The following is a 21,946-nucleotide window of genomic DNA, read 5'->3' as shown; positions in this document are numbered from 1 at the left end:
CGTCAGCGGCGGCCGTGCCGCCGGGGGTCCCCGCTCTCGGCGCCGTGGGCGAACGCCGTGGCGTCGCCGGCGCACCGCTGCGGACGGTCCTGCCGCTCCAGACGCGGCAGGACCCGGCGCAGGTCCTCCAGCAGCAGGTCGGCCAAGTCGTGGCTGAAACCGTTGCGCACCACGATCCGCAGCACGGCCAGGTCGGTGCGGTTGGGCGGGAAGGTGTAGGCCGGCACGAGCCAGCCGCGCTCGCGCAGGGCCGCCGAGACGTCGAAGACGCTGTAGCCGGTGACGTCGTCCCGCAGCCGGAACGCGAACACCGGGGCCTGCCCGCCGTCGGTGAGCAGCTCGAACGGGCCCAGTGCGGCGATCTCCCGGGCGAGGCGGGTCGCGATGTCCCGGCACGTCTGCTGGACCCGGCGGTAGCCCTCGAAGCCCAGCCGCAGGAAGTTGTAGTACTGCGCCACCACCTGGGCGCCCGGGCGGGAGAAGTTCAACGCGAAGGTCGGTATGCGCCCGCCCAGGTAGGAGACGTCGAACACCAGGTCGTCGGGCAGGGCGTCGTCGTCCCGCCACAGCACCCAGCCGACACCGGGCATCACCAGGCCGTACTTGTGGCCCGAGGTGTTGATCGAGGCCACCCGGGGCAGGCGGAAGTCCCACTCCAGCTCCGGGTCGAGGAACGGCGCGATCATCGCCCCGGAGGCGCCGTCCACGTGGACGGGCACGTCCAGCCCGGTCCGCTCGTGCAGGTCGTCCAGCCGGGCGGCGAGCTCGGCCACGGGCTCGTAGCTGCCGTCGAAGGTCGAGCCCAGGACGGCCACGACGCCGATGGTGTTCTCGTCGCACAGCGCCACCGCGGCCTCGGGGCTCAGGTGGTACCGGTCGCCCTCCATCGGCACGTAGCGCGGTTCGACCTCGAAGTAGTCGGCGAACTTCTCCCAGCAGATCTGGACGTTGACGCCCATCACCAGGTTCGGTCGGTCGGCCCGGCGGCCCCGCGCGTCGCGCCGGTGCCGCCACCGCCGCTTGAGCGCGAGCCCGCCGAGCATGGCCGCCTCGCTGGACCCCGTGGTCGAGCAGCCCACCGCCCGCCGCGCGTCCGGTGCGTGCCACAGCCGCGCCAGCATCTGCACGCACCGCATCTCCAGCTCGGCCGTCTGCGGATACTCGTCCTTGTCGATCATGTTCTTCGCGACGCACTCGTCCATCAGCCGCAGCGCCTGCGGCTCGGCCCAGGTGGTCACGAAGGTCGCAAGGTTCAGCCGCGCGGTGCCGTCGAGCATCAGCTCGTCGTGCACCATCTGGTAGGCCGTGTCGGGATCCATCTCCCCGGCGGGCAGCGCGTACCGGGGCACCCGCACCGGTTCCCGGCTGAAGACGGGATTGGCCTCCAGATCGCGGTCGCCGCGGCCGCCGTGCCGCGGCTGCTTCAGCGCCATCCCCGACATCCCCCCAGATCAGCGTGGTAGGGGGAGGCTTTCCCGGCATCCGGTGTCCGACACACCGCCGTGCCGGGGGAGCGCCGGGCTTACTTCCAGCCGCCGTAGGGGACGGTCAGCACCTCCATGTTGTGTCCGTTCGGGTCCTCGAAGTACACGCCCCGGCCGCCGTCACGGCGGTTGATCTCTCCGGCGCCGCTGTGGTCGGGGTTGGCGTAGTAAGGGATCCCCTCCTCCTTGATCCGGGCGAAGATCCCGTCGAACTCCTCCTCGGTCACCAGGAACGCGCAGTGGTGCCAGCGGAAGTCGTCGGAGTCCATGAAGTCGAGCGTGACGCCGTTGCTCGTCGTCACGGGCACGAACGGGCCCGTCGGCGGGCCCGTCTCCACCCCGAGGATCCGGGCCAGGAACTGCGCGGACGCCTGCTTGTCGCGGGCGGGGACGATGATGTGGTCGAGCTGCACCGGCATGGTCATCACCTTTTCGTCGACCGCTGCCTCTGCTCCCAGTCTGCGACCTCAAGTCCGGTCGAGGCCAACCATCGGCAGACCGCTCGGCGCGCAGGACGGATCGACGTGACGAGCACGATCGCGCAGTGCTCCTCTGCTGTGGTGCGCCGCTCGGCCCGCCGATACCGCCGGCCCGCTGCTCCCCGATCATCGGGACGCCGAGCGTCCCCAGGAGGCGACGAGCCCGACAGGAGGCGACGGCCGCGACAGGCGTCTGAGGCGTCGTTTCGGCGTCAGACCGCGGCTTGGACTTCTTCGACCGGTGGTGCGGTCTCCTTCTGCCGGGGTCGTCCGGGCCCCGGCAGTGACAGCCGCAAGATCCGCTTCCAGACCGAAGCCGTCTGCCGCGCCAGCGAACCGGAGTTGTAGGGAAGGCCGAATCGCTCGCACAGGGCGCGGACCCGCGGGGCGATCTCGGCGTAGCGGTTGCTGGGCATGTCCGGGAACAGATGGTGCTCGATCTGGTGGCTCAGGTTGCCGCTCATGAGGTGCAGGAGCGGGCCGCCGTCGATGTTGCAGGAACCCAGCAGCTGGCGCAGGTACCACTGGCCTCGTGTCTCGTCCTGGATCTGTTCCTCGGTGAAGACCTCGGCGCCTTCGGGGAAATGGCCGCAGAAGATGACGGTGTGCGCCCACACGTTGCGGGTCAGGTTCGCGGTGAGGTTGCCGAGCAGGACCGGCAGGAAGCACGGCCCCGCCAGCAGCGGGAACGCCACGTAGTCTTTGATGATCTGGCGCCGCACTTTGGCGGCGACGGCCCGCAGCTGGCCCAGTGCCTCCTTCAGGCTCTTGTCACCTGTGGGTATGCGCTCGAGCTCCACGTCGTAGATCGCGATGCCGTACTCGAAGAAGAGAGCGAGCAGCGCGTTGTACAACGGCTGGGCGAGGTAGATCGGATGCCATTTCTGCTCGGGGTGGACTCGCATGGCCGAGTAGCCGATGTCGCGGTCCTTGCCGAGCACATTGGTCCAGGTGTGGTGGACGAGGTTGTGCGAGTGCTTCCACTGGTCGGCGGGGGATGCGGTGTCCCACTCCCACGTCGCCGAGTGGATCTTCGGGTCGCGCATCCAGTCCCACTGGCCGTGCAGGACGTTGTGCCCGATCTCCATGTTCTCAAGGATCTTCGATACGGCCAGCGCCGCGGTCCCGGCGGCCCAGGCGGGCGGCAGCCACGACGCGAACAGCAGCACGCGGCCGGCCATCTCCAGCTTGCGCTGTGTCGCGATGAGACCGCGTATGTACCTCGCGTCGTCCTCTCCGCGACTCGCCATGACCTCATCGCGGATCTTGTCCAGCTCACGGCCGAACTCCTCGACGTCGGCGCGCGTGAGCATCACCGCAGTCGGCGTGCTCCGGGTGGTCGGCATGGTGCGCTCTCCTCCTAGAGTTCGATCTCGACAGGGCCGGCGGCGGCCGACACGCAGGTCTGGATCAGGTCGCCCTCTTCCCCATGGATCCGGCCGGTGCGCAGGTCGCGCACCCGACCGGACGAGAGCCGTGCCAAGCAGCCGTAACAGATGCCCATGCGGCAGCCGCTCGGCATGAGCACGCCCGTCTCCTCCCCGACGGTCAGCAGCGGAGTGTCGCCGTCGGCGTCCACTTCGCGGCGGCTCCTGGTGAAGCGGACGAGTCCGCCCGTGCCGCCGACCGCCGCGGGCCTCGCGGGACGGAAGCGCTCGACGTGCAGCTGATCAACGGGCCCGGACCAGTGTGCGGTGATTTCATCGAGCATCTGAGCAGGTCCGCATACCCACGCGGCGCGCTCCGTCCAGTCCGGACACAGGTCGGCCAGATCGGTCGGTTTCAGGCGTCCGTCGGTCCGTGTGTGCCGTTCGTACAGCCGCAGATTCGAGAACTCTGCCGCCAGTTCTCGAAGCCGCCTTCCGAAGATGACGTCCTCGGCTGTGGGAGCCGAGTGGACCAGCACCACGTCCAGCGGCTTCGCGCGGGGCGCGGTGCCCTTGCGGGCGCCGTCCGCGTCCCCGAGGCCCGCGCTCCCTGCGGCTCCGTAGGCGAACAGACTGTCCAGCATCGCCATCACCGGCGTGATCCCACTGCCGGCCGTCAGGAACAGCACGCGGGTCGGCGGTGGCTCCGGAAGCACGAATTCACCCTCCGGACGGCCGAGGCCGATGATCATCCCGGGCTCCGCCCGCCGCACCAGATGACCGGAGACCAGTCCGTCCGGGACCGCCTTGACGGTGATCGTGATTCGGCCGTCGGGGCGTCGTGGGGTCGAGGACAGCGAGTACGTCCGCCAGTGACGCACGCCGTCGATGTCGACGCCGATCCTCACCCACTGGCCGGGTCTGTGCGGAACCCAGCCGCGGCCAGGGCGGATCACCAGCGTCACCGCGTCCGCGGTCTCCGGACGCACGGCCTCGACCCGGCCGCACAGCTCCTCGACGGACCACAACGGGTTCACCAACCGCAGATAGTCGTCAGGCCGCACAGGGGTCGTCAGCCACCTCGCGGCGCTCGCCAGGCGCCGACGGACCCACCGGGACGCGATGTCTGATGTGGTGGTCGACGGAGCGGTCACGGATTCTCCACTTTCCACAGCCACGACATCTAACGCTTGGTGTCACATTTTTGACTGACAGTGATTTCAATTGGAGCGCAACATGCCGCAGGCACAGGCCCATCGCGCTTCTTACGGAAGGTGCCCCAGCCCACCGCCGCGCGGGACCCGGTGCGACGGCCGTCGACGGCTCTCACTGCCTCCTCTGCCGTTCAGGGCCGCCGCGGATTCCGGGGTCTGTGATCACAACCGGGCCGCAACAGATCATCGTTGACGGGCTCGGCGGGCCTGCCGGCGCAGCTGGGTGATGCGAGTGGTTCCGACGATCAGGGTGATGACGATCCCGGCGACCATCGCGATCAGCAACGCGACCGCCAACGGCAGGGTGCCGTGCAGGCTGAGGAAGGACACCCGTACCGTGGCGGTATTGCTCAGCAGGAACACGATGAACGCGATGGCCGCCACCGCGGCGGCCCACATGCCCGCCCATGCGCGACCGGCGCGAGTTCGAGCGGTGGAGGCCGCGGGCGGCGACGATCCGGCATCGGCCCCTTCGGTCGTCAAGTGCCGTGGGGGCTCGGCGGGTTCGCGACCGGACCGGAAAGGTCGGGACAAGCGCAGCATCGGCATGGAGTCCCCCAGGTGCACCGATATGTCGGACAACCTCTGTCGGGGGTTCCCAGATATCCCGACTCTACGCTCTGATATCCCGACTCTACGCTCCGCCTGCTCGTGCCGTGTCCAGATGGCACGCCGGGGGCGTCACCCGGCGCCGCAAGGGCGGCCCCGACACCCTTGCCGCGTGCCGCTCGATCGTCAGATGCCGTGCCGCCGGACGCCCAGGACCCGCTCGCAGGCGCGGGCCTCGGCCTCGCGCCCGAACGGGGCGCGTTCCGCGCGGACGGCGCGGCGGGTCTCCTCGGCGATCAGGTCGGCGTTGATCGCGCCCGCGGCGGTCGCGCCGGACGCCGCCGCGAGGATCACGGTCGCCAATGGATCGGCGACGTTGCCCGCGACCCACACCCCCGGGACCGCGGTGCGGCCGGCGGCGTCGGCCTCGATGTGCTCGCCGCCGCCCGACGGGTGCGGGACGGGCAGCAGCCCCAGGCCGGACAGCACCGCCGCGTGCGGCACGGCGCGCGGCGCCACCGCCAGCGCCCGCAGCGGGATCACCTCGCCCGTCCGCAGGCGCACGCCCGAGAGCGCGTCGCCGCTCATCTCAAGGCCGGACACCTCGCCGTCCACGACGGCGACGCCGCGCGCGGCCAGCTGCCCGGCCTCCTCCTCGGAGAGGCCGGGGCCGGTGTGCGTCAGCAGCGTGACCTTGTCGGTCCACTGGCGGAACAGCAGCGCTTGGTGCACCGCCCGCGCGTCGCAGGCCAGGATCCCGATCGGCTGGTCGCGCACCTCCCACCCGTGGCAGTACGGGCAGTGCAGGACGTCGCGTCCCCACCGCTCGGCGAGGCCGGGGACGTCGGGCAGCTCGTCGGTGATCCCGGCGGCCACGAGCAGCCGCCGCGACCACACGCGCCGCCCGGTGTCAAGGCGCACCGCGAACCCCTCGCCCTCGCGCGCCGCCGACACCGCCAGGCCGGTCACGACCTCGCCGCCGTAGGACGCGACCTCCCGCCGTCCCGCCTCCAGAAACCGCTCGGGCGGCATGCCGTCGCGGGAAAGGAACCCGTGCATGCGGGCGGCCGGGGCGTTGCGCGGCCGCCCGCCGTCCGCCACCAGGACCGAGCGCCGCGCCCTGCCCAGCATGAGCGCCGCGCTCAGCCCGGCCGCGCCGCCGCCGACGACCACCACGTCGTATCGGCCGCCGTCGTCAATCCGCATCGTGACCACCTCCGAGCCGACTGTGGCCCGCGCGGCGCCGATGGGACAAAAGACGTTGCCGAATCCGCAAAACGCGGCTTCCTTCCGTGGCCGCCGCGTCAGCCCGAGGCATCGGCGGCCGCTGGGCGGCCGTCAGGCGGGGGGAGAGGCGGGCGGGGCGGCGGCGCGCCGCCCGCCTGGGCGGTCTGCTGGTTCAGCCCGCCTGCTGCCACAGGTCGGGGCCGAAGACCTCGTAGTGGATGCGTTCGTCGCTGATTCCGGCGTCCAGCAGCCCGCGCCGCACGTCGCGCATGAACGGGATCGGGCCGCACATGTAGACGCGGGCCTTCTCCGGCAAGGACAGGCCCGAGACGTCCATGAGGCCCGCGCGGATCTCCTCGGCGGCCGTGTCGGCGCCGTCCGGCTCCTCGTACCAGGTGATCCGGCGCAGCTCGGGCATGCGCCGCGCGGCGGCGGCGATCTGGTCGCGCAGCGCGTGCGCGGCGGGCGAGCGGTCGGCGTGCAGCGCCAGGACGCGCCGGTCGGGCGAGACGGCCGCGAGGTGGTCGATCATGGCGGCCACGGGGGTGATGCCGATGCCCGCGCTGACCAGGATCAGCGGGTCGGTGTCGTCGTCCAGGACCAGGTCGCCGAACGGCGGGGACAGCTCCAGCACGTCGCCCTCGGCGACGTTCTCGTGAAGGTAGGTCGACACCGCGCCGTCGGGCGCGCCGCCCTCGCCGCGCACCCGCCGCACGGTGATCTGGACGGTGCCGTCGGACGGGACCCGCGACAGCGTGTACTGGCGCGGCTGGCGCAGCCCGTCGGGCAGTGTCACGGCCACGCTGACGTACTGTCCCGGACGGTATCCGGGGACACCGCCGCCGTCAGCGGGGGACAGCACGAAGGAGAGCACGTCCTCGACCTCGGGGCGGCGCTCCACCACCCGCCACGGGCGGAACAGATCGGCCGGCGTGGTCTCCGCCTCCCGGTAGAGCCGCGCCTCCTCGGCGATCAGCAGCGTCGCGAACAGCCAGTACACCTCCGACCAGGCCGCGTGCACCTCGGGCGTCACCGCGGGGCCCAGCACGGTCTTCACCGCCTCCAGCAGGTGCCGCCCGACGATCGTGTACTGCTCGGGCCGCACGGCCAGGGAGGCGTGCTTGTGGGCGATGCGGGACAGCAGGAGCTGCACGGAGGCGGCCTCGGCCCCGTCCTCGTGGGCGATGCGCCGGGCGAACGCCGCGACCGAGCCGGCCAGGGCCTGGCGCTGCTCCCCGTTGGCCTGGTTGCCCTGGTTGAACATGTTGCGCAGCTCGGGGTGCGCGGTGAACATCGCGTCGTAGAACGCGGCGGTGATCTCGGTGCCGTGCTCGATCACGGCGGGCAGCGTCGCCCGGATGGTCTGGGCGTGGTCGGTCGACAGCAAAACGCGATTCCCTTCTGGTGGTTCAACGGATGGTCGACGGCCACGTCGGCGATGCGGCCGCCGCGCTCGTCCTGCGGATCCGGCGGAAGACCGAGATCCTCGCCGCCGTCAGGAGCGGCGGCGCCGCGGAGCGGTGCGAGCGGTGCCGGGGGAGGCCGATGCCCGCGGCGAGCGCGTCGCGCGGTCGGCCCTCACCGACGGCGACGCCGGCCGCTCCGCCCGTGCGGACGCGGGCGGGACAGTGGGCATGGGTGTCTCCTTTGCGTAGACAAACCCAATAATGGTCATTTGTTGTGGTTTGCTGGCCGGGACTTTGGTCCCGGATGGCGGGGCCGTTCGGCACGCCCGCACGGTGCGGGAGGCTCCGCCCGGCCGGTGCGACGCGACGCGCGCCCCGCGCGAATCACGCGCCGTCGTCCAGCGGGGCCCGCCAGATCAGGACGGTTCCGCCGCCGGGGCGCGGACGCGTCTGGAAGGAACCGCCCAGGCGTCGGGCGCGTTCGGCCATGTTGCGCAGGCCGCTGCGGCGGCCGCCCTCGGGGATGCCGACACCGTCGTCCTCCACGCGCAGCACCACCTCGTCGTCGCCGACGTCGACGGCCACGTGCGCTTGGGCGGCCCGCGCGTGCCGGGCGACGTTGGACAGCGCCTCGCGCGCGACGGCGAGCAGATGCTCGCCGACCTCGTCGGGGACGGCGGTGTCGAGCAGCCCGTCGAGCCGGACGGACGGCGCGAAGCCGAGGTTGTCGGCGGCGTCGTCCACGACCGCGTGCAGGCGGCTGCGCAGGCTCTCCTCGTCGGGGCTCGTCTGGAGGGCGAAGATGGTGGAGCGGATCTGCCGGATGGTGTCGTCCAGGTCGTCGACCGCCCGCTGGACGCGCGTCGCCACGTCCGGGTTCCGAGTGATCTTGATGACGCTCATCAGGGTCATGGCGGTGGCGAACAGCCGCTGGATGACGGTGTCGTGCAGGTCCCGGGCGATGCGGTCGCGGTCCTCCAGCAGGGTCAGGCGTTCGGCGTCGCGGCGCCGGTCGGCCAGCTCCAGCGCCACCGCCGCCTGCCCCGCGAACGCCTCCAGGAGGCGCTGGACGACCTCGCTGAACGCCGCGGCGCTCGGCGGGTTGACCAGGGCGAGCACGCCGCGCGCCGACGCGCCCAGCCCCAGCGGGACGATCAGCAGCGGGCCGATCCGCGGACCCGAGGACGAGGCGGCGGCGCCCGCCGCGGCCTCGCCGTCCACCGTGCGCAGCGACACGCCGGTGCGGTACACCTCGCCGACCGGGCCCTGGTCGATCGGCGTGCGCAGGCGGGCGAGCCGGTCGGCGCCCGCCCCGTCGGCGGCCTGGAACACCAGGTCGGGCGACCCCTCGTCGGCCAGCCACACCGCGGCCGCGTCCGCGTCGGCGATCTGGCGGGCCCGCCGCGCCACCAGCGTCATGGCCTCGCGCGACCCGGTGCCCGACAGCAGGGCCGTGGAGATCTCCGCCGACGCCTCCAGCCAGCGTTCGCGGCGGCGCGTCTCGTCGTAGAGGCGGGCGTTCTCGATCGCCACGCCGGCGGCCGTGGCCAGCGCGACCACCATCGCCTCGTCGTCCTCGTCGAACTGGGCGCCGCCGGTCTTCTCGGTCAGGTAGAGGTTGCCGAACACCTCGTCGCGGACCCGGATCGGCACGCCCAGGAAGGTGCGCATCTTCGGATGGTTCGGCGGGAACCCCGCGGACTCGGGATGCGCGGTGAGGTCGGCCAGCCGCAGCGGCCGCGGCTCCTTGATCAGCAGCCCGAGGATGCCGCGCCCGTGCGGCCACTGCCCGATGGCGTCGAACTCCTCCCGGGTCAGCCCGGCGGTGACGAAGCGGGCGAGCCGCTCGCCCTCCTGCTCCACGACGCCGAGCGCGCCGTAGCGGGCGTCGACCAGCGTGGTGGCGGCCTCGATGATCCGGTTCAGCACCGACTCCAGGTCCAGCTCGCTGCCGATCGAGACCACGGCCTCCAGCAGGGCGTGCACCCGGTCGCGGGTGACGCGGGCCGCCTCCAGCCGGCTGTGCAGCTCGTCCAGCAGGTCGTCGAGCCGCAGATGCGGCAGCATCAGCCTGACGCGCTCGTCTCCGTCCTGGGTCACCGGCCTGTCTCCCTCACCGCGGACACGGTCGACGGGGTCTCCAGTGGTCGGTCGGGGGCGGGGCGCCGCGGCGGCGCCGGGCGGGCGCCGCCCGGAGGCCAGCGTATCGCCCTGGCTCCGGGCCCGACGCGGGTCGGAGGACGTCATGACGCCGGGAGCGCGGTCGCGAGCAGGACGATGCCGACGGAGCCCACCAGCGAGGCGACCGCCATGGCGCGGGCGAAGCCGACGCGGCCGCGGCCGTTGCCCCATCCGTGCAGGGCCGCGGCGGCCATGACGGCGGAGAACAGCAGCAGCTTGGCGGCCAGGGTGCGGCCGTAGCCGGGCTGCGCGAGCGACGACCAGGTGACGCCCTTGTGCCAGGCCAGCGCGATGCCGGTGGAGATCTGGACGGGCAGGAACACCGCGCCGGTGAAGACGCCGAAGCGGCGGCCGACGGCCCGCAGCATCCGGGCGCGCTGCCCGGTGTCGAGCATGCGGCGGGCCAGCGGCAGCACGACCAGGGACACCGTCAGCTGGCCGCCGACCCACAGGGCGGCGGAGGTGACGTGCAGGAACCGGATCAGCGACCACCAGCTCACCGGTCCGCCTCCCCGGTCACCTGGACGATGCCGTGCGCGCCGTTCTCGCCGTGGCGCATGTCGTGGTCCACGAACGTGTACCGGCCCGCTTCGGGGAACGTCGTCTCCACGAAGCCGCCCTGGGCGGCGGCGAGGTCGAGCACCTGTGCGCCTCCTCGTCCCCGTCCGGGGCGCAGCAGGTAGGCGCCCTCCTTGTAGACGGTGTCGAAGCGCGTTCCGACGATGTGGAAGGCCGTGCCGGAGCCGGGTCCGGCGGCGACCACCCAGAACCGGACCCGCTCGCCGACGCGGGCCGTCAGCGGCGCGTGGTCGTAGCCGGCGGCCGTGCCGTTGAACATCCAGGCGTCGGCGTCCCCGCGCCGCATCCGCGCGGCCCGTGCCGTGTCGTCGTGGTTTCCGACGTACAGCTCGCCCTGCACGATGACGTACTCCCGGTCGACGCGCGGCAGGTCCGGCGGGTCGATGATGACGGCGCCGTACATGCCGTTGGCGATGTGCTGGAGCATCGGCATCGTCGAGCAGTGGTACAGCCAGGCCCCCGCCTGGTCGGCGCGGAACCGGTAGGTGAGGCGCTCGCCGGGCTGGATGGTGCGCATCGGCCGGTCGGGGGCGAGGGCGCCCGCGTGGAAGTCGATGCCGTGGCCCATCGTCCCGTCGTTGATGAAGGTGACGACGAACACGTCGCCGACGCGGCCGCGCAGCGTGGGGCCGGGGACGGTGCCGCCGAAGGTCCACATGCGCTGCCGGACGCCCGGGGCGACCTCGATGTCCTTCTCGGTGGCGCGGATCTCGACGTGGTGCTCCCGTCCGCCGGGCGCGGGGCGCAGCGCCGCGTCGTAGGGGCGCCAGGAGGGGCTCATCGGGGCGGTCAGGTCGAGGGAGGCGGGGGACGTCTGCGCGCCCGCCGCCGTCGCGCGGGAGTGGGCCGTCTGCCCGTCGGCGACGATGCGCATCGTCATCCCCGCGGCCCGGTGCCCGGCGACGGTGCACCAGCCCTCGATCGTGCCGTCGAGAGGGGGCAGCCGCAGCGTCGCGCTCTGGCCGGGGCGCAGCATCGGCGTGCGCTGGCCCGTGGCCAGCCGCAGGTCGTGGTACTGGGCGTCGGCGTTGGTGACGCGCAGCACCAGCCGAGTGCCGGGGGCGGCCTTGATGGTCGAGGGCCGGACGCGCATGCCGGCGAGCGTGACGTCCACGGTGCGGACGCCGGCGGCGGCCGCCGCATGCTCGTGCCCCGCGCCGGTGGGCCCGGGGGTGCCGTCCTGCCCGCTCACCGCGATGACCACCGCGAACGCGGTCAGCAGGGAGCCGATCGCCAGGCCCGCGACCGGCGGGGAGAACGTCAGTTTCGAGGAGCGGCCGATGGCGCCCGCGGCGAGCACCACGAACACGGCGAGAGCGGCCGCCAGGACGGCCCACGCCGCCCGCTGGAGCCACGGCGGCACGGGCAGGGCGACCAGCGGGGCGGCCAGGTTGACCGCCGCCAGGCGCGTCTTCCACCCGAACGCGAGCAGGGACGAGTTGCGCTTCAGCTCGGCGGGTCCCCCGCCCAGCACCACCGGCAGCAGGAACGTCAGCGCCCCGATGAGCGTCTGACCGACGAACCCCGCCAGCAGGAACGGCACCAGCGGCTCGACGGCCTGCGCCACGCGATCGGCGGGACGCGCCGCCACCACGGCCAGGTCGGCGGCCACCGCCGCCGCGAAGCAGGCGGTCGCGGCCGCCAGCATCCAGGACGCGGGCGTGTGCGGGCGACGCTGCACAACCGCGCGGACGAACGGCGCCAGGGCGAACGCGGCCGCGCCGAGGTAGACCGCCAGACCGGCGACGGCGACCCAGCGCATCCCCGCCACGAGCCCGCCGACCGCCGCGGCCAGCCCGGCGACGGCCGGCGGCAGGGCGCGGCGCGCGATCGGGCCAGTGCCGTCCGGAACCCGGGTGCGCAGGACGGTCGGCCACAGCACGAACAGGGTGCCGAGCACCGCCAGCCCCACCCAGCCGAGCAGGTTGGCGTGGATGTGCGCGGCCTCCACCCGCAGGCGCGCGGCGCCGGACACCCGTCCCGACGCCATCACCCCGCCCAGCGTCCCGCCGACGACCAGCGCGGCCGCCGCGCAGATGTACCAGGGGACCAGGTGGGCGAACCGGCCGCCGAGAGCGCGCCGCGACCGGACCGCCAGTGCGCCGGCGTGGGCGCCAGCGACGACGACGACCAGGACGGCCCCCGCGACCGCCAGGCCGGACCGGCCGCCGGCGACACCGCACAGCACGGCCGCGACGCCGGCGTTCAGCGCGACGAGCCGGGCCGCCTGCCACCGCCGCGCCGGCGCGGGCAGCCGCTGCATCGCGGTGGCGAAGTGCTCCGACCAGACGACGATGGCGTTGGTGACCGCGCCGAGCAGGAACAGGTGCGCCGCGGACCACTCCGCCGCGGGGAGCCGCCCGCCCGTGAGCAGCGCGGCGACGGTCAGCGCCAGCCAGCCGACCACGACCGCGTTCGCGGCGGCGTGCCACGACGCGCGCGGCCGGCGCGGCGGCGCCTCGGGGGTGCGCGGCTCGATCTTCACATCCGCCGAGGTCATCACGGCATCACGACTCCGTCCGAGATCCAGGCGGGACAGGGCACCGGTTTCATCAAGCTAGGACTAGTAAATACTGACCTAGTTGTGAAAACCCATTCGGGGTGCCCCCAAGCGTCCCGGCGGGCGGTCCGTCCAGGCGCTCCCACACCACCACGAACCGTCCGGCGGGGTAACGGCGCTTTGGTCGGTCGATCCGAGGACCTTCGTCCCTGGGGGCCGCTCCGGCCGCGGGGGAGAGTCGGGCGGTGACAGCGGCAGCTCGTGGAGGTGCGCCATGCCTCACCCCTTCGCCACGCACGTCGGACTCCGGCGCCTGGTGACGGCGGCGATCGCGGCCCCGTCGGTGCACAACACCCAGCCCTGGCGCTTCCGGCGCGGCGACGCCGAGACCCTGGAACTGCACGCCGACCCGGAGCGCCGGCTGCCGGTCCTCGACCCGCGCGGCCGCTCCCTGCACCTCAGCTGCGGGGCGGCGCTGCTCAACCTGCGGCTGGCGATCCGGGTGACCGGGCACCGGCCGCTCGTCCAGCCCTTCCCGGACGCGCGGGACAAGCCGACGCTCCTGGCGTCGCTGCGGGCCGTGCCCGCCCCCTCGGCGTCGCTGACCGACGCGGAGCTGTACGCCGCGATCCCGCTGCGGCACACCAACCGCCAGCCGTTCTCCACGCGGCCGGTCCCGCGCGCGGTCCGCGAGGAGCTGGCCGCCGCCGCCAGGGCCGAGGGGGTCGTGCTGGGCCTGCCGGGACCGCAGACCACCGCCCATCTGCTCAGCCTGGTCGCGGCCGCCGACCAGGAGCTCGCCGCCGACGCGGACTACCTGGAGGAGCTGACCCGCTGGACCTCCATGGGCTGCCGCGGCGACGGCGTCCCCTGGTACGCCTTCGGGCCCCGCCCCACCGGCCGCGGCGTGCCCGTGCGGGACTTCGGCCTGGCCCGCCCGGTGCCCGGACGCGAGGTCGACCACTTCGCCGCCCGGCCGCAGCTGGGCGTCCTGATGACCCGCGCCGACGGGCCCGAGGACTGGCTGCGCGCCGGGCAGGCCCTGCAGCGGGTGCTGCTGACCGCCACGCGGCGCGGGGTGTCGGCCTCGCTGCTCACCCAGCCCCTCGACGTCCGCGACCGCAGCTGCGGCCCCTGGGTGCCGCGCACCGCGGGCCACATCCAGGCGATCCTCCGGTTCGGCTACGGGCCGCCGGTGCCGGGCTCGCCCCGCCGCGGCGTCACCGAGGTCCTCCAGAGCGCCTGACCTCCCCGCGGGCTGTTCCTGCGGCGGGGGCGCCGCGCCCGGACGTCAGCCGTCCTCCGCGCCCTCGCCGTCGGAGTCCTCATCGCGTCGGCGCAGGTGCGCCAGACACAGGTTCGGTTCGACGAACGGGTCGAGCCGCTCGGCGGAGAGCGGCGCGTTCATCTCGGCCAGCGCGCCCTGGATGAGGCCGAGATGCAGGGGGCAGATCACGTCGCGGTGCTCCTCGGCCAGCTCCCGGAACGGGCAGTGCACCAGCCGGATCAGCACGTCGTCGCCCGCGGCCTCGGCCTGCGATCCGAAACCGATGTCGGTGAGCAGGCCGGTCAGCCGCTCCAGGGCCTGCCGCGCGTCGACCCGTTCGAACGGGGCGGGGCGGTCGGCCAGATAGCGTCCCCAGGCCCGGCCCGCCTCGGCCGCGGACTCGGCCGGCTCCGGCATCGTGCCGGCGATCAGACTGGTGAGGATCTGCGCCAGCAGCCGGTAGCTGCGCACGCCGTACCCGGTGGCCGCGGCGCGGTACAGGACGCGGGGCCGGCCGGGCCCGGCGCGCTCCTCGGTCGCCCGTTCGGCGAGCCCGGCCTCGACCAGCCCGTCCAGGTGGAACCGCGCGGTGTTGGGATGCAGCCCGGTGCGCTCCGCCGCCTCCCGCACGCCCAGCGGCCCGAACGCCCGCAGCACGTTGAGCACCGCGGAGCGGCTGTCGCCGAGCGCCGGCCGCGGCTCGGCATCGACCAGATCACGCTTGCCCACACCCGGAGTTTATGCAAATGACCGTGGTAAAAACAGTCCGTGGTCGGGCGGTGGCGCCGCGCGCAGTCAGGGGAGGCGCTCCCAGCCGCGCCGCGGGGCGCGCGCCCCGAGCCGCTCGTCGCGGCTGTGGTAGACGATGTAGGGGCGGGTGAGATAGCCGACCGGCGCCGTGAGCATGTGCACCAGGCGGGTGAACGGCCAGATGCAGAACAGCAGCATGGCGCTGAGGGCGTGCAGCTGGAACAGGATCGGAACGTCCGCCATGAGGTCCGGGTCGGGCCGCAGCATGAACACCGACCGGAACCAGGGGGACACGGTCTCGCGGTAGTCGTAGCCGCCGCCCGCGAGGTTGGCGGCGACGGTGGCGGCCAGCCCCAGCACGATGACCAGGGTGAGGACGGCGTACATCAGCTTGTCGTTGCGGGTCGTGGCGGAGAAGACCGGCCCGACGGTGCGGCGCCGGTAGATCAGGATCGCCAGGCCCGTCAAGGTGCAGAAGCCGGCCGCGGTGCCGAGCGTCACTGCGGCCACGTGGTAGGCGTGCTCGCTGATCCCCGCCGCCTCGGTCCAGGTGTCCGGGATGACGAGCCCGCCGACGTGCCCGAGCAGGACGATCAGGATGCCGAAGTGGAACAGCGGGCTGCCGATGCGCAGCAGGCGCTTCTCATACAGCTGCGACGAGCGGGTCGTCCAGCCGAACTTGTCGTAGCGGTAGCGCCAGTAGTGGCCTATGACGAAGACCGCGATGGCGACGTACGGGAGCGCCACCCACAGCAGCACGTCCAGGACGTCCGCCTGTCCGCCGCCGTGCGGCGCGGTCGCGGCGGCCCCCTGGACGCGGGCGGCGAGGACACTGATCATTTGCGGGCTCCAACGACGGGTTCGGGCAGCAGGGCGGGGTGACCGGCGTGCGCGTCGAAGGGGGCGAGGCCGACCTCCTCCTCGGGCGGCCCCTCGGCGGCCAGACGGGCCACGGCCTCGCGCACGTCGCCGTCCAGCGGGGGCAGGGTGGCCGAGACGGCGTCCAGCACGGACGCCCAGGGCGATCCGGCCTCGGCGAGCGCCAGGCGCAGCAGTTCCAGCCCGGCGCGGTGCTCCAGCAGCAGCCGCCGTCCCTCGCGGCGGTCGCCGGTGGCGGCGAACTCCAGCACGACGGACAGATGGTCGGGAAGCTCGCCGTCGGCGAGGACGAGCCCCGCCGCGCGGTAGGCGTGCTTGAAGCGCAGCAGCGCCATGCCGCGCTTACGGGTGTCGCCGTAGGCGTAGTAGGTCAGGTAGAGGCAGCAGCGTCTGCGGTGGTCGAAGGTGGCGACGTAGTCGGCGGCCAGCTGCGCCAGGGGCGTGGCGTCGAGGTGGTCGAGGAACCGCCCCAGCGGCTCCCCGAGGGACGGCGGCAGCGCCGCCACCGCCTGGCCGAGCAGCGGACGGCGGGCGAGCAGCCCCTCGTCCGGGTAGCCGAGCAACAGCGAGGCGGTCTGCCAGGCCGCCGTCAGTTCGGCGTCGGTCGGCGCGGAACGCCCGCCCGGTGTCCTGATCCAGGTCTTCATGGCCGTGGCTCCGTTTCCGCGGTGCCCGCCCCGGCGGGCGGGTCGCCGCCCGGCGACGCGTCGTCCGGCCCGCCCGGCTCGTCGCGGCGGGGCGGGAACAGGCCGGCGGGCCTGCCCTTGCCGTCCCAGTTGAGCAGGTTGATGCGGGCGCGCCGGTCGGACGGGTCGGCGGAGCGGTCCGCCGTCTGACGTTCCCGGAGCATGTGGAAGTTCTCCACCGCGATCGGGGAGGCGCCGCCGGACGACTCGCCGAACGGCCCCCAGCCGCCCATCCCGGGGCCGCCCTCGTAGTTCAGGCTGCACTCGGTGGCGAGCTCTTCCAGCTTGTGGGCCTGCTCGGCGTGCGCGGGCGGGATGACGTAGCGCTCGTCGTACTTGGCGAGCGCCAGCAGCCGGTACATGTCGTACATCTGCTCGCCGGTCATGCCGACCTTGGCGGGGATGCCCTCGTCGGGTTCGCGCCCCAGGTTGATGTCGCGCATGTAGGAGCGCATGGCGGCCAGGCGGCGCAGGACGGCGTCGACGGGGGCCGGGTCGCCGGCCGTGAACAGCTGGGCCAGGTAGTCGACGGGGATGCGCAGGGCCTCGATGGCGGCGAACAGGTTGCCGGTGTCCTCGGCGTCGTGCCCGGTGTCGCGGACGACGTCCACGACCGGGGACAGCGGCGGGATGTACCAGACCATCGGCATCGTGCGGTACTCGGGATGCAGCGGCAGCGCCAGCCTGTAGGTGTTGATCAGCGCGTGGACGGGGGAGCGCTGGGCCGCCTCGATCCAGTCGCGCGGGATGCCCTCCCGCTCGGCGGCCGCGATGACCACCGGGTCGTGGGGGTCCAGGAACACCTCCAGCTGCGCCTCGTACAGCGCCTTCTCGTCGGGCGTGGACGCGGCCTCGAGCACCTTGTCGGCGTCGTAGAGCATCAGGCCGATGTAGCGCAGACGCCCCACGCAGGTCTCCGAGCACACCGTGGGGAGGCCGACCTCCACGCGCGGGAAGCAGAAGGTGCACTTCTCGGCCTTGCCGGTGCGGTGGTTGAAGTAGACCTTCTTGTACGGGCATCCGGTGATGCACATCCGCCACCCGCGGCAGCGGTCCTGGTCGACCAGCACGATGCCGTCCTCGGTCCGCTTGTAGATCGCGCCGGACGGGCAGGACGCCGCGCACGACGGGTTGAGGCAGTGCTCGCAGATGCGCGGCAGGTAGAACATGAAGGTCTTCTCGAACTCCAGCTTGACCTTCTCCGCCACACGGCCCAGCACCACGTCGCGCTCCTCCAGGCCGGGGGAGCCGCCGAGGTCGTCGTCCCAGTTCGCCGACCAGGAGATCTTCATGTCCTTGCCGGAGATGAGCGACTTGGGACGCGCGACGGGAGTGTGCTCCTGCAGCGGCGCGTTGGTGAGCGTGTCGTAGTCGTAGGTCCAGGGCTCGTAGTAGTCGTCGAGGGACGGCAGTTTCGGGTTGGCGAAGATGGTGAGCAGCTTGCGCAGCCGTCCGCCGCCCTTGAGCGTCAGGCGCCCTCGCCGGTTGAGCGTCCAGCCGCCGCGCCACTTCTCCTGGTCCTCGTAGCGGCGCGGGTACCCCTGCCCGGGGCGGGTCTCGACGTTGTTGAACCACACGTACTCGGTGCCGCTGCGGTTCGTCCACGCCTGTTTGCACGTCACCGAGCAGGTGTGGCAGCCGATGCACTTGTCGAGGTTCATCACCATCGCCATCTGCGCCATCACGCGCATCAGTACGTCACCTCCTGCGCGCGGCGGCGGATCACGGTGACCTCGTCGCGCTGGTTGCCGGTGGGGCCCAGGTAGTTGAACGCGAACGACAACTGGGCGTAGCCGCCGATCAGATGGCTGGGTTTGATCAGCAGCCGGGTCAGCGAGTTGTGGATGCCGCCCCGGCGCCCGGTCGTCTCGCTGCGCGGCACGTCGATGAGCCGGTCCTGGGCGTGGTGCATGTAGACGGTGCCCTCGGGCATGCGGTGCGACACGATCGCGCGCGCCACCACGACGCCGTTGCGGTTGACCGCCTCGATCCAGTCGTTGTCAGACACCCCGATCTTCGCGGCGTCCCGGTCGCTGATCCAGATGGTGGGGCCGCCGCGCGACAACGACAGCATGAACAGGTTGTCCTGGTACTCCGAGTGGATGGACCACTTGTTGTGCGGGGTGAGGTACCGCACGGCGATGCCGAGCTCCCCCTGCTCGCCCGCGCGCGGCTCGCCGAACAGGGCGTGCATGTTCAGCGGCGGCCGGTACACCGGGAGCTGCTCGCCGAGCTCGGCGATCCAGTCGTGGTCGAGGTAGAAGTGCTGGCGCCCGGTGAGGGTGTGCCAGGGCTTGAGCCGCTCGACGTTGATGGTGAACGGCGAGTACCGGCGCCCGCCGCTCTCCGAGCCGGACCACTCCGGCGAGGTGATGACCGGCGTCGGCCTGGCCTGGGTGTCGGCGAAGGTGATCTGCTTGCCCTCGTGCTCGGCGGCCAGGTCCGCCAGCGCCGTGCCGGTGCGCTCCTCCAGCGCCCGGAACCCCTGGACGGCCAGGTGCCCGTTGGTGGTGCCCGACAGCGCCAGGATCGCCTCGCAGGCGTGCACGTCGCGGACCAGGGACGGGCGCCCGTCGGCCGGTCCGCCGCGGATCACGCCGTTCGCGCGCCGCAGGTACTCCACCGGGCGCGTCAGGTCGAACGAGACGCCCTTGACGGTCGCGCCGAGCGACTCGGCCAGCGGCCCGAGCGCGGCCATCTTGGCGGCGACGGCGCCGTAGTCGCGTTCCACGACCACCAGCTTCGGCATGGTCGCGCCCGGCACCGGGGCGCACTCCCCGGTCTTCCAGTCGCGGACGCGCCCGTGCGGGGTGGCCAGCTCGTCCGGGGTGTCGTGCGTCAGCGGCACCGCGACCACGTCCTTGCGGACGCCCAGGTGCACCGCGGCCATGCGGCTGAACGCGTCGGCGATCGCCTGGAAGGCGTCCCAGTCGGTGCGGGTCTGCCAGGGCGGGGCGATCGCCGGGTTGAACGAGTGCACGAACGGGTGCATGTCGGTGGTGCTGAGGTCGTGCTTCTCGTACCAGGTCGCCGCCGGCAGCACGATGTCGGAGTAGATCGTCGTGCTGGTCATCCGGAAGTCCAGCGACAGCAGCAGGTCCAGCTTCCCGACGGGGGCCTCCTCGCGCCACGCCACGTCCTTCGGCCTGGCCTCCGGCGGCGCCTCGGCGGCGCGCAGCTGCGCGTCGGCGCCGAGCAGATGCTTGAGGAAGTACTCGTTGCCCTTGGCGGACGAGCCCAGCAGGTTGGCCCGCCACACCGTGAGGATCCGCGGGAAGTTCTCCGGCGCGTCGGGGTCCTCGCACGCGAACCGCAGCCGCCCCTGCTCGAGCTGCGACACGATGTACTCGCCGACCGGCATCCCCGACGCCTCCGCCTCGTCGGCCAGGTCGAGGGGGTTGCGGTCGAACGTCGGATAGGACGGCATCCACCCCAGCCGCGCCGCCTGCGCGATGACGTCCGCGGTGCTCTTGCCCGCCAGCCGCCCCTCGGCGGTCGCGGCGGCGAGGGCGTCGGCGCCGAAGCGGTCGTAGCGGAACTGGTCGGTGTGCAGGTACCAGTACGCCGTGCCGATCATCTGGCGGGGCGGCCGGGACCAGTCCAGCGCGAACGCCAGCTGCGCCCACCCGGTGAACGGGCGGCACTTCTCCTGGCCCACGTAGTGCGCCCAGCCTCCGCCGTTGACGCCCTGGCAGCCGGTCAGCGTGGTCAGCGCCAGGAACGCCCGGTAGATGGTGTCGGAGTGGAACCAGTGGTTGGTCCCCGCCCCCATGATGATCATCGAGCGGCCGCGGGTCTGCTCGGCGTTGGCGGCGAACTCCCGGCCGATCCGCGCGGCGGCCGCCGCCGGAACCCCCGTGATCGGCTCCTGCCAGGCCGGGGTGCACGGCTCGGACGGGTCGTCGTACCCGGACGGCCAGGTGCCCGGCAGGCCGTGGCGCCGCACCCCGTACTGGGCGAGCAGCAGGTCGAACACGGTCGTCACCAGGTGCTCGCCGACCCGCCGCACCGGCACGCCCCTGCGCAGCGTCCCGGGCGTCCCGTCGGGGGCGTCGAACCGCGGCAGCTCCACCTCGACCGGTGGTTCGGCCGCCGGGTCGTCGGCCACCGACAGGCGCGGGTCGGCGCCCTCGAGGTCCAGGTTCCAGCGTCCCGCGCCCTGCTCGCCGTACCGGAAGCCCAGTGATCCGCCGGGGACCAGGGGACGGTCGGTGACGGCGTCCAGCAGCACGGTCTTGAACGCGGCGTGCTCGGTGCGCGCCTCGGCGCCGGGCAGGTCGGCGGCGGTGAGGAACTTGCCCGGCACGTACGCGTCGCCCGCGGCGTTCGGCTCCAGCCGCACCAGGAACGGCAGGTCGGTGTACCGCTTGACGTACTCGGTGAAGTAGTCGACGCGGCGGTCGACGAAGAACTCCTTGAGGATCACGTGGCCCATCGCCATCGCCAGCGCGCCGTCCGTGCCGGGCTGTGCGGCCAGCCATTCGTCGGCGAACTTGACGTTGTCGGCGTAGTCGGGGGAGACCGCCACCACCTTCTGCCCCCGGTAGCGGGCCTCGGCCATCCAGTGCGCGTCCGGGGTGCGCGTCACCGGCAGGTTCGACCCCCACATGATCAGGTAGCCGGCGTCCCACCAGTCGCCGGACTCGGGCACGTCGGTCTGGTCGCCGAACACCTGCGGAGAAGCCACCGGCAGGTCGGCGTACCAGTCGTAGAACGACAGCATCGTCCCGCCCAGCAGCGACACGAACCGGGCGCCGGACGCGTGCGACACCATCGACATCGCCGGGATCGGCGAGAACCCCGCCACCCGGTCCGGCCCCCACGTCTTCACCGTGTGGACGTGCGCCGCGGCGATCATCTCGACCGCCTCGTCCCAGCTCGCCCGGACCAGGCCGCCCCTGCCCCGCGCCGACTTGTACCGCCGCGCCCGCTCCGGGTCGGACACGATCTCCGCCCACGCCGCCACCGGATCGCCGGTGCGGGCCCTGGCCTCCCGGTACATCTCCAGCAGGACCCCGCGGACGTACGGGTACCGCACCCGCGTGGGCGAGTAGGTGTACCAGGAGAACGCCGCGCCGCGCGGGCAGCCCCGCGGCTCGTACTCCGGACGGTCCGGCCCCACGGACGGGTAGTCGGTCTGCTGGGCCTCCCAGGTGATGATGCCGTCCTTGACGTACACCTTCCACGAGCAGGAACCCGTGCAGTTCACGCCGTGCGTGGACCGCACCACCTTGTCGTGCGACCAGCGGTCCCGATAGAACTCGTCCGCCTGTCGGCCGCCCTTCTTGTGGAGGGTGCGCCGGTCCTGCGATACGTCCGCGCGGGTGAAGAACCGGCGCGTCCCCACGAGAGCGTCCATCAGCGGACTGTCGAGGCCC

At 72.9% G+C, this 21,946-nt stretch carries 16 protein-coding genes; 1 reads left to right on the top strand and 15 read right to left on the bottom strand.

The annotated features are described in order from the left end of the window. Window positions 1-2: 2 nt before the first annotated feature. The 10 genes from AR3_RS14270 to AR3_RS14225 form a co-directional block, all read right to left on the bottom strand. Window positions 3-1,433 carry a glutamate decarboxylase gene (locus AR3_RS14270; RefSeq protein ID WP_067914335.1) on the bottom strand — a complete coding sequence of 477 codons (1,431 nt, stop codon included), beginning with the start codon at window positions 1,431-1,433 and terminating at the stop codon, window positions 3-5. An 89-nt stretch (window positions 1,434-1,522) separates the two neighbouring features. Continuing rightward, window positions 1,523-1,903, bottom strand: coding sequence for a VOC family protein (locus tag AR3_RS14265; RefSeq protein ID WP_067914400.1), 381 nt, complete (start codon window positions 1,901-1,903; stop codon window positions 1,523-1,525). A gap of 272 nt (window positions 1,904-2,175) precedes the next feature. After that, window positions 2,176-3,309: a fatty acid desaturase family protein gene (locus tag AR3_RS14260; RefSeq protein WP_067914331.1), complete on the bottom strand. Its 1,134-nt coding sequence runs from the start codon at window positions 3,307-3,309 to the stop codon at window positions 2,176-2,178. Window positions 3,310-3,323: 14 nt separating this feature from the next. Beyond that, window positions 3,324-4,295, bottom strand: coding sequence for a ferredoxin reductase (locus AR3_RS14255; protein WP_245637883.1), 972 nt, complete (start codon window positions 4,293-4,295; stop codon window positions 3,324-3,326). A gap of 432 nt (window positions 4,296-4,727) precedes the next feature. Then, on the bottom strand, window positions 4,728-5,093 hold the full coding sequence (locus AR3_RS29625; protein WP_083951494.1) for a lipopolysaccharide assembly protein LapA domain-containing protein: 366 nt from the start codon (window positions 5,091-5,093) through the stop codon (window positions 4,728-4,730). A 186-nt stretch (window positions 5,094-5,279) separates the two neighbouring features. Continuing rightward, window positions 5,280-6,299 carry an NAD(P)/FAD-dependent oxidoreductase gene (locus tag AR3_RS14245; RefSeq protein ID WP_067914325.1) on the bottom strand — a complete coding sequence of 340 codons (1,020 nt, stop codon included), beginning with the start codon at window positions 6,297-6,299 and terminating at the stop codon, window positions 5,280-5,282. 193 nt (window positions 6,300-6,492) lie between these two features. Then, the gene (locus tag AR3_RS14240) at window positions 6,493-7,707 is read right to left on the bottom strand and encodes a globin domain-containing protein (RefSeq protein WP_067914322.1); all 1,215 of its coding nucleotides are present in this window, start codon (window positions 7,705-7,707) and stop codon (window positions 6,493-6,495) included. 403 nt (window positions 7,708-8,110) lie between these two features. Further along, window positions 8,111-9,793: a sensor histidine kinase gene (locus AR3_RS14235; protein ID WP_067914394.1), complete on the bottom strand. Its 1,683-nt coding sequence runs from the start codon at window positions 9,791-9,793 to the stop codon at window positions 8,111-8,113. A 176-nt stretch (window positions 9,794-9,969) separates the two neighbouring features. After that, window positions 9,970-10,407 (bottom strand): hypothetical protein, encoded by a 438-nt coding sequence (locus AR3_RS14230; protein WP_067914319.1) that lies wholly within the window; start codon window positions 10,405-10,407, stop codon window positions 9,970-9,972. Further along, a complete protein-coding gene (locus AR3_RS14225) occupies window positions 10,404-12,986 on the bottom strand; it encodes a multicopper oxidase domain-containing protein (RefSeq protein ID WP_067914316.1) in 2,583 nt (860 codons plus the stop codon). Before AR3_RS14225 ends, AR3_RS14230 begins: the two co-directional genes overlap by 4 nt. Window positions 12,987-13,260: 274 nt before the next feature. Here AR3_RS14225 and AR3_RS14220 point away from each other — a divergent pair, with 274 nt between their 5' ends. Then, window positions 13,261-14,232: an Acg family FMN-binding oxidoreductase gene (locus AR3_RS14220; RefSeq protein WP_067914313.1), complete on the top strand. Its 972-nt coding sequence runs from the start codon at window positions 13,261-13,263 to the stop codon at window positions 14,230-14,232. Window positions 14,233-14,277: 45 nt separating this feature from the next. Here the strand turns inward: AR3_RS14220 and AR3_RS14215 are convergent, their stop codons facing one another. From AR3_RS14215 to AR3_RS14195, 5 genes are all read right to left on the bottom strand, one after another. Then, the gene (locus AR3_RS14215; RefSeq protein WP_067914310.1) at window positions 14,278-14,982 is read right to left on the bottom strand and encodes a helix-turn-helix transcriptional regulator; all 705 of its coding nucleotides are present in this window, start codon (window positions 14,980-14,982) and stop codon (window positions 14,278-14,280) included. 66 nt (window positions 14,983-15,048) lie between these two features. After that, complete coding sequence (gene narI, locus AR3_RS14210; RefSeq protein WP_083951491.1) at window positions 15,049-15,843, bottom strand: respiratory nitrate reductase subunit gamma; 795 nt, start codon at window positions 15,841-15,843, stop codon at window positions 15,049-15,051. Beyond that, the gene (gene narJ, locus AR3_RS14205) at window positions 15,840-16,529 is read right to left on the bottom strand and encodes a nitrate reductase molybdenum cofactor assembly chaperone (RefSeq protein WP_067914307.1); all 690 of its coding nucleotides are present in this window, start codon (window positions 16,527-16,529) and stop codon (window positions 15,840-15,842) included. Before narJ ends, narI begins: the two co-directional genes overlap by 4 nt. After that, window positions 16,526-18,259, bottom strand: coding sequence for a nitrate reductase subunit beta (gene narH / locus AR3_RS14200; RefSeq protein WP_067914304.1), 1,734 nt, complete (start codon window positions 18,257-18,259; stop codon window positions 16,526-16,528). The genes narJ and narH overlap by 4 nt, the downstream gene beginning before the upstream one ends. Then, a complete protein-coding gene (locus tag AR3_RS14195) occupies window positions 18,259-21,927 on the bottom strand; it encodes a nitrate reductase subunit alpha (RefSeq protein ID WP_067914301.1) in 3,669 nt (1,222 codons plus the stop codon). The genes narH and AR3_RS14195 overlap by 1 nt, the downstream gene beginning before the upstream one ends. Window positions 21,928-21,946: the final 19 nt, after the last annotated feature.

The organism is Actinomadura rubrobrunea NBRC 15275 (genome assembly GCF_001552235.1).
Taxonomy (GTDB): Bacteria; Actinomycetota; Actinomycetes; order Streptosporangiales; family Streptosporangiaceae; genus Spirillospora; species Spirillospora viridilutea.
Note: the sequence above shows the minus strand (reverse complement) of the source record. Positions and strands in the feature narration are given on the sequence as shown.

Coding starts and splice junctions, on each gene's coding strand:
- AR3_RS14265 (WP_067914400.1), bottom strand. CDS start 1,903: ATGCCGGTGCAGCTCGACCACATCATCGTCCCCGCCCGCGACAAGCAG.
- AR3_RS14260 (WP_067914331.1), bottom strand. CDS start 3,309: ATGCCGACCACCCGGAGCACGCCGACTGCGGTGATGCTCACGCGCGCC.
- narI (WP_083951491.1), bottom strand. CDS start 15,843: ATGATCAGTGTCCTCGCCGCCCGCGTCCAGGGGGCCGCCGCGACCGCG.
- AR3_RS14225 (WP_067914316.1), bottom strand. CDS start 12,986: ATGACCTCGGCGGATGTGAAGATCGAGCCGCGCACCCCCGAGGCGCCG.
- AR3_RS14245 (WP_067914325.1), bottom strand. CDS start 6,299: ATGCGGATTGACGACGGCGGCCGATACGACGTGGTGGTCGTCGGCGGC.
- AR3_RS14220 (WP_067914313.1), top strand. CDS start 13,261: ATGCCTCACCCCTTCGCCACGCACGTCGGACTCCGGCGCCTGGTGACG.
- AR3_RS14195 (WP_067914301.1), bottom strand. CDS start 21,927: ATGGACGCTCTCGTGGGGACGCGCCGGTTCTTCACCCGCGCGGACGTA.
- narJ (WP_067914307.1), bottom strand. CDS start 16,529: ATGAAGACCTGGATCAGGACACCGGGCGGGCGTTCCGCGCCGACCGAC.
- AR3_RS14235 (WP_067914394.1), bottom strand. CDS start 9,793: ATGCTGCCGCATCTGCGGCTCGACGACCTGCTGGACGAGCTGCACAGC.
- narH (WP_067914304.1), bottom strand. CDS start 18,259: ATGCGCGTGATGGCGCAGATGGCGATGGTGATGAACCTCGACAAGTGC.
- AR3_RS29625 (WP_083951494.1), bottom strand. CDS start 5,093: ATGCCGATGCTGCGCTTGTCCCGACCTTTCCGGTCCGGTCGCGAACCC.
- AR3_RS14270 (WP_067914335.1), bottom strand. CDS start 1,433: ATGGCGCTGAAGCAGCCGCGGCACGGCGGCCGCGGCGACCGCGATCTG.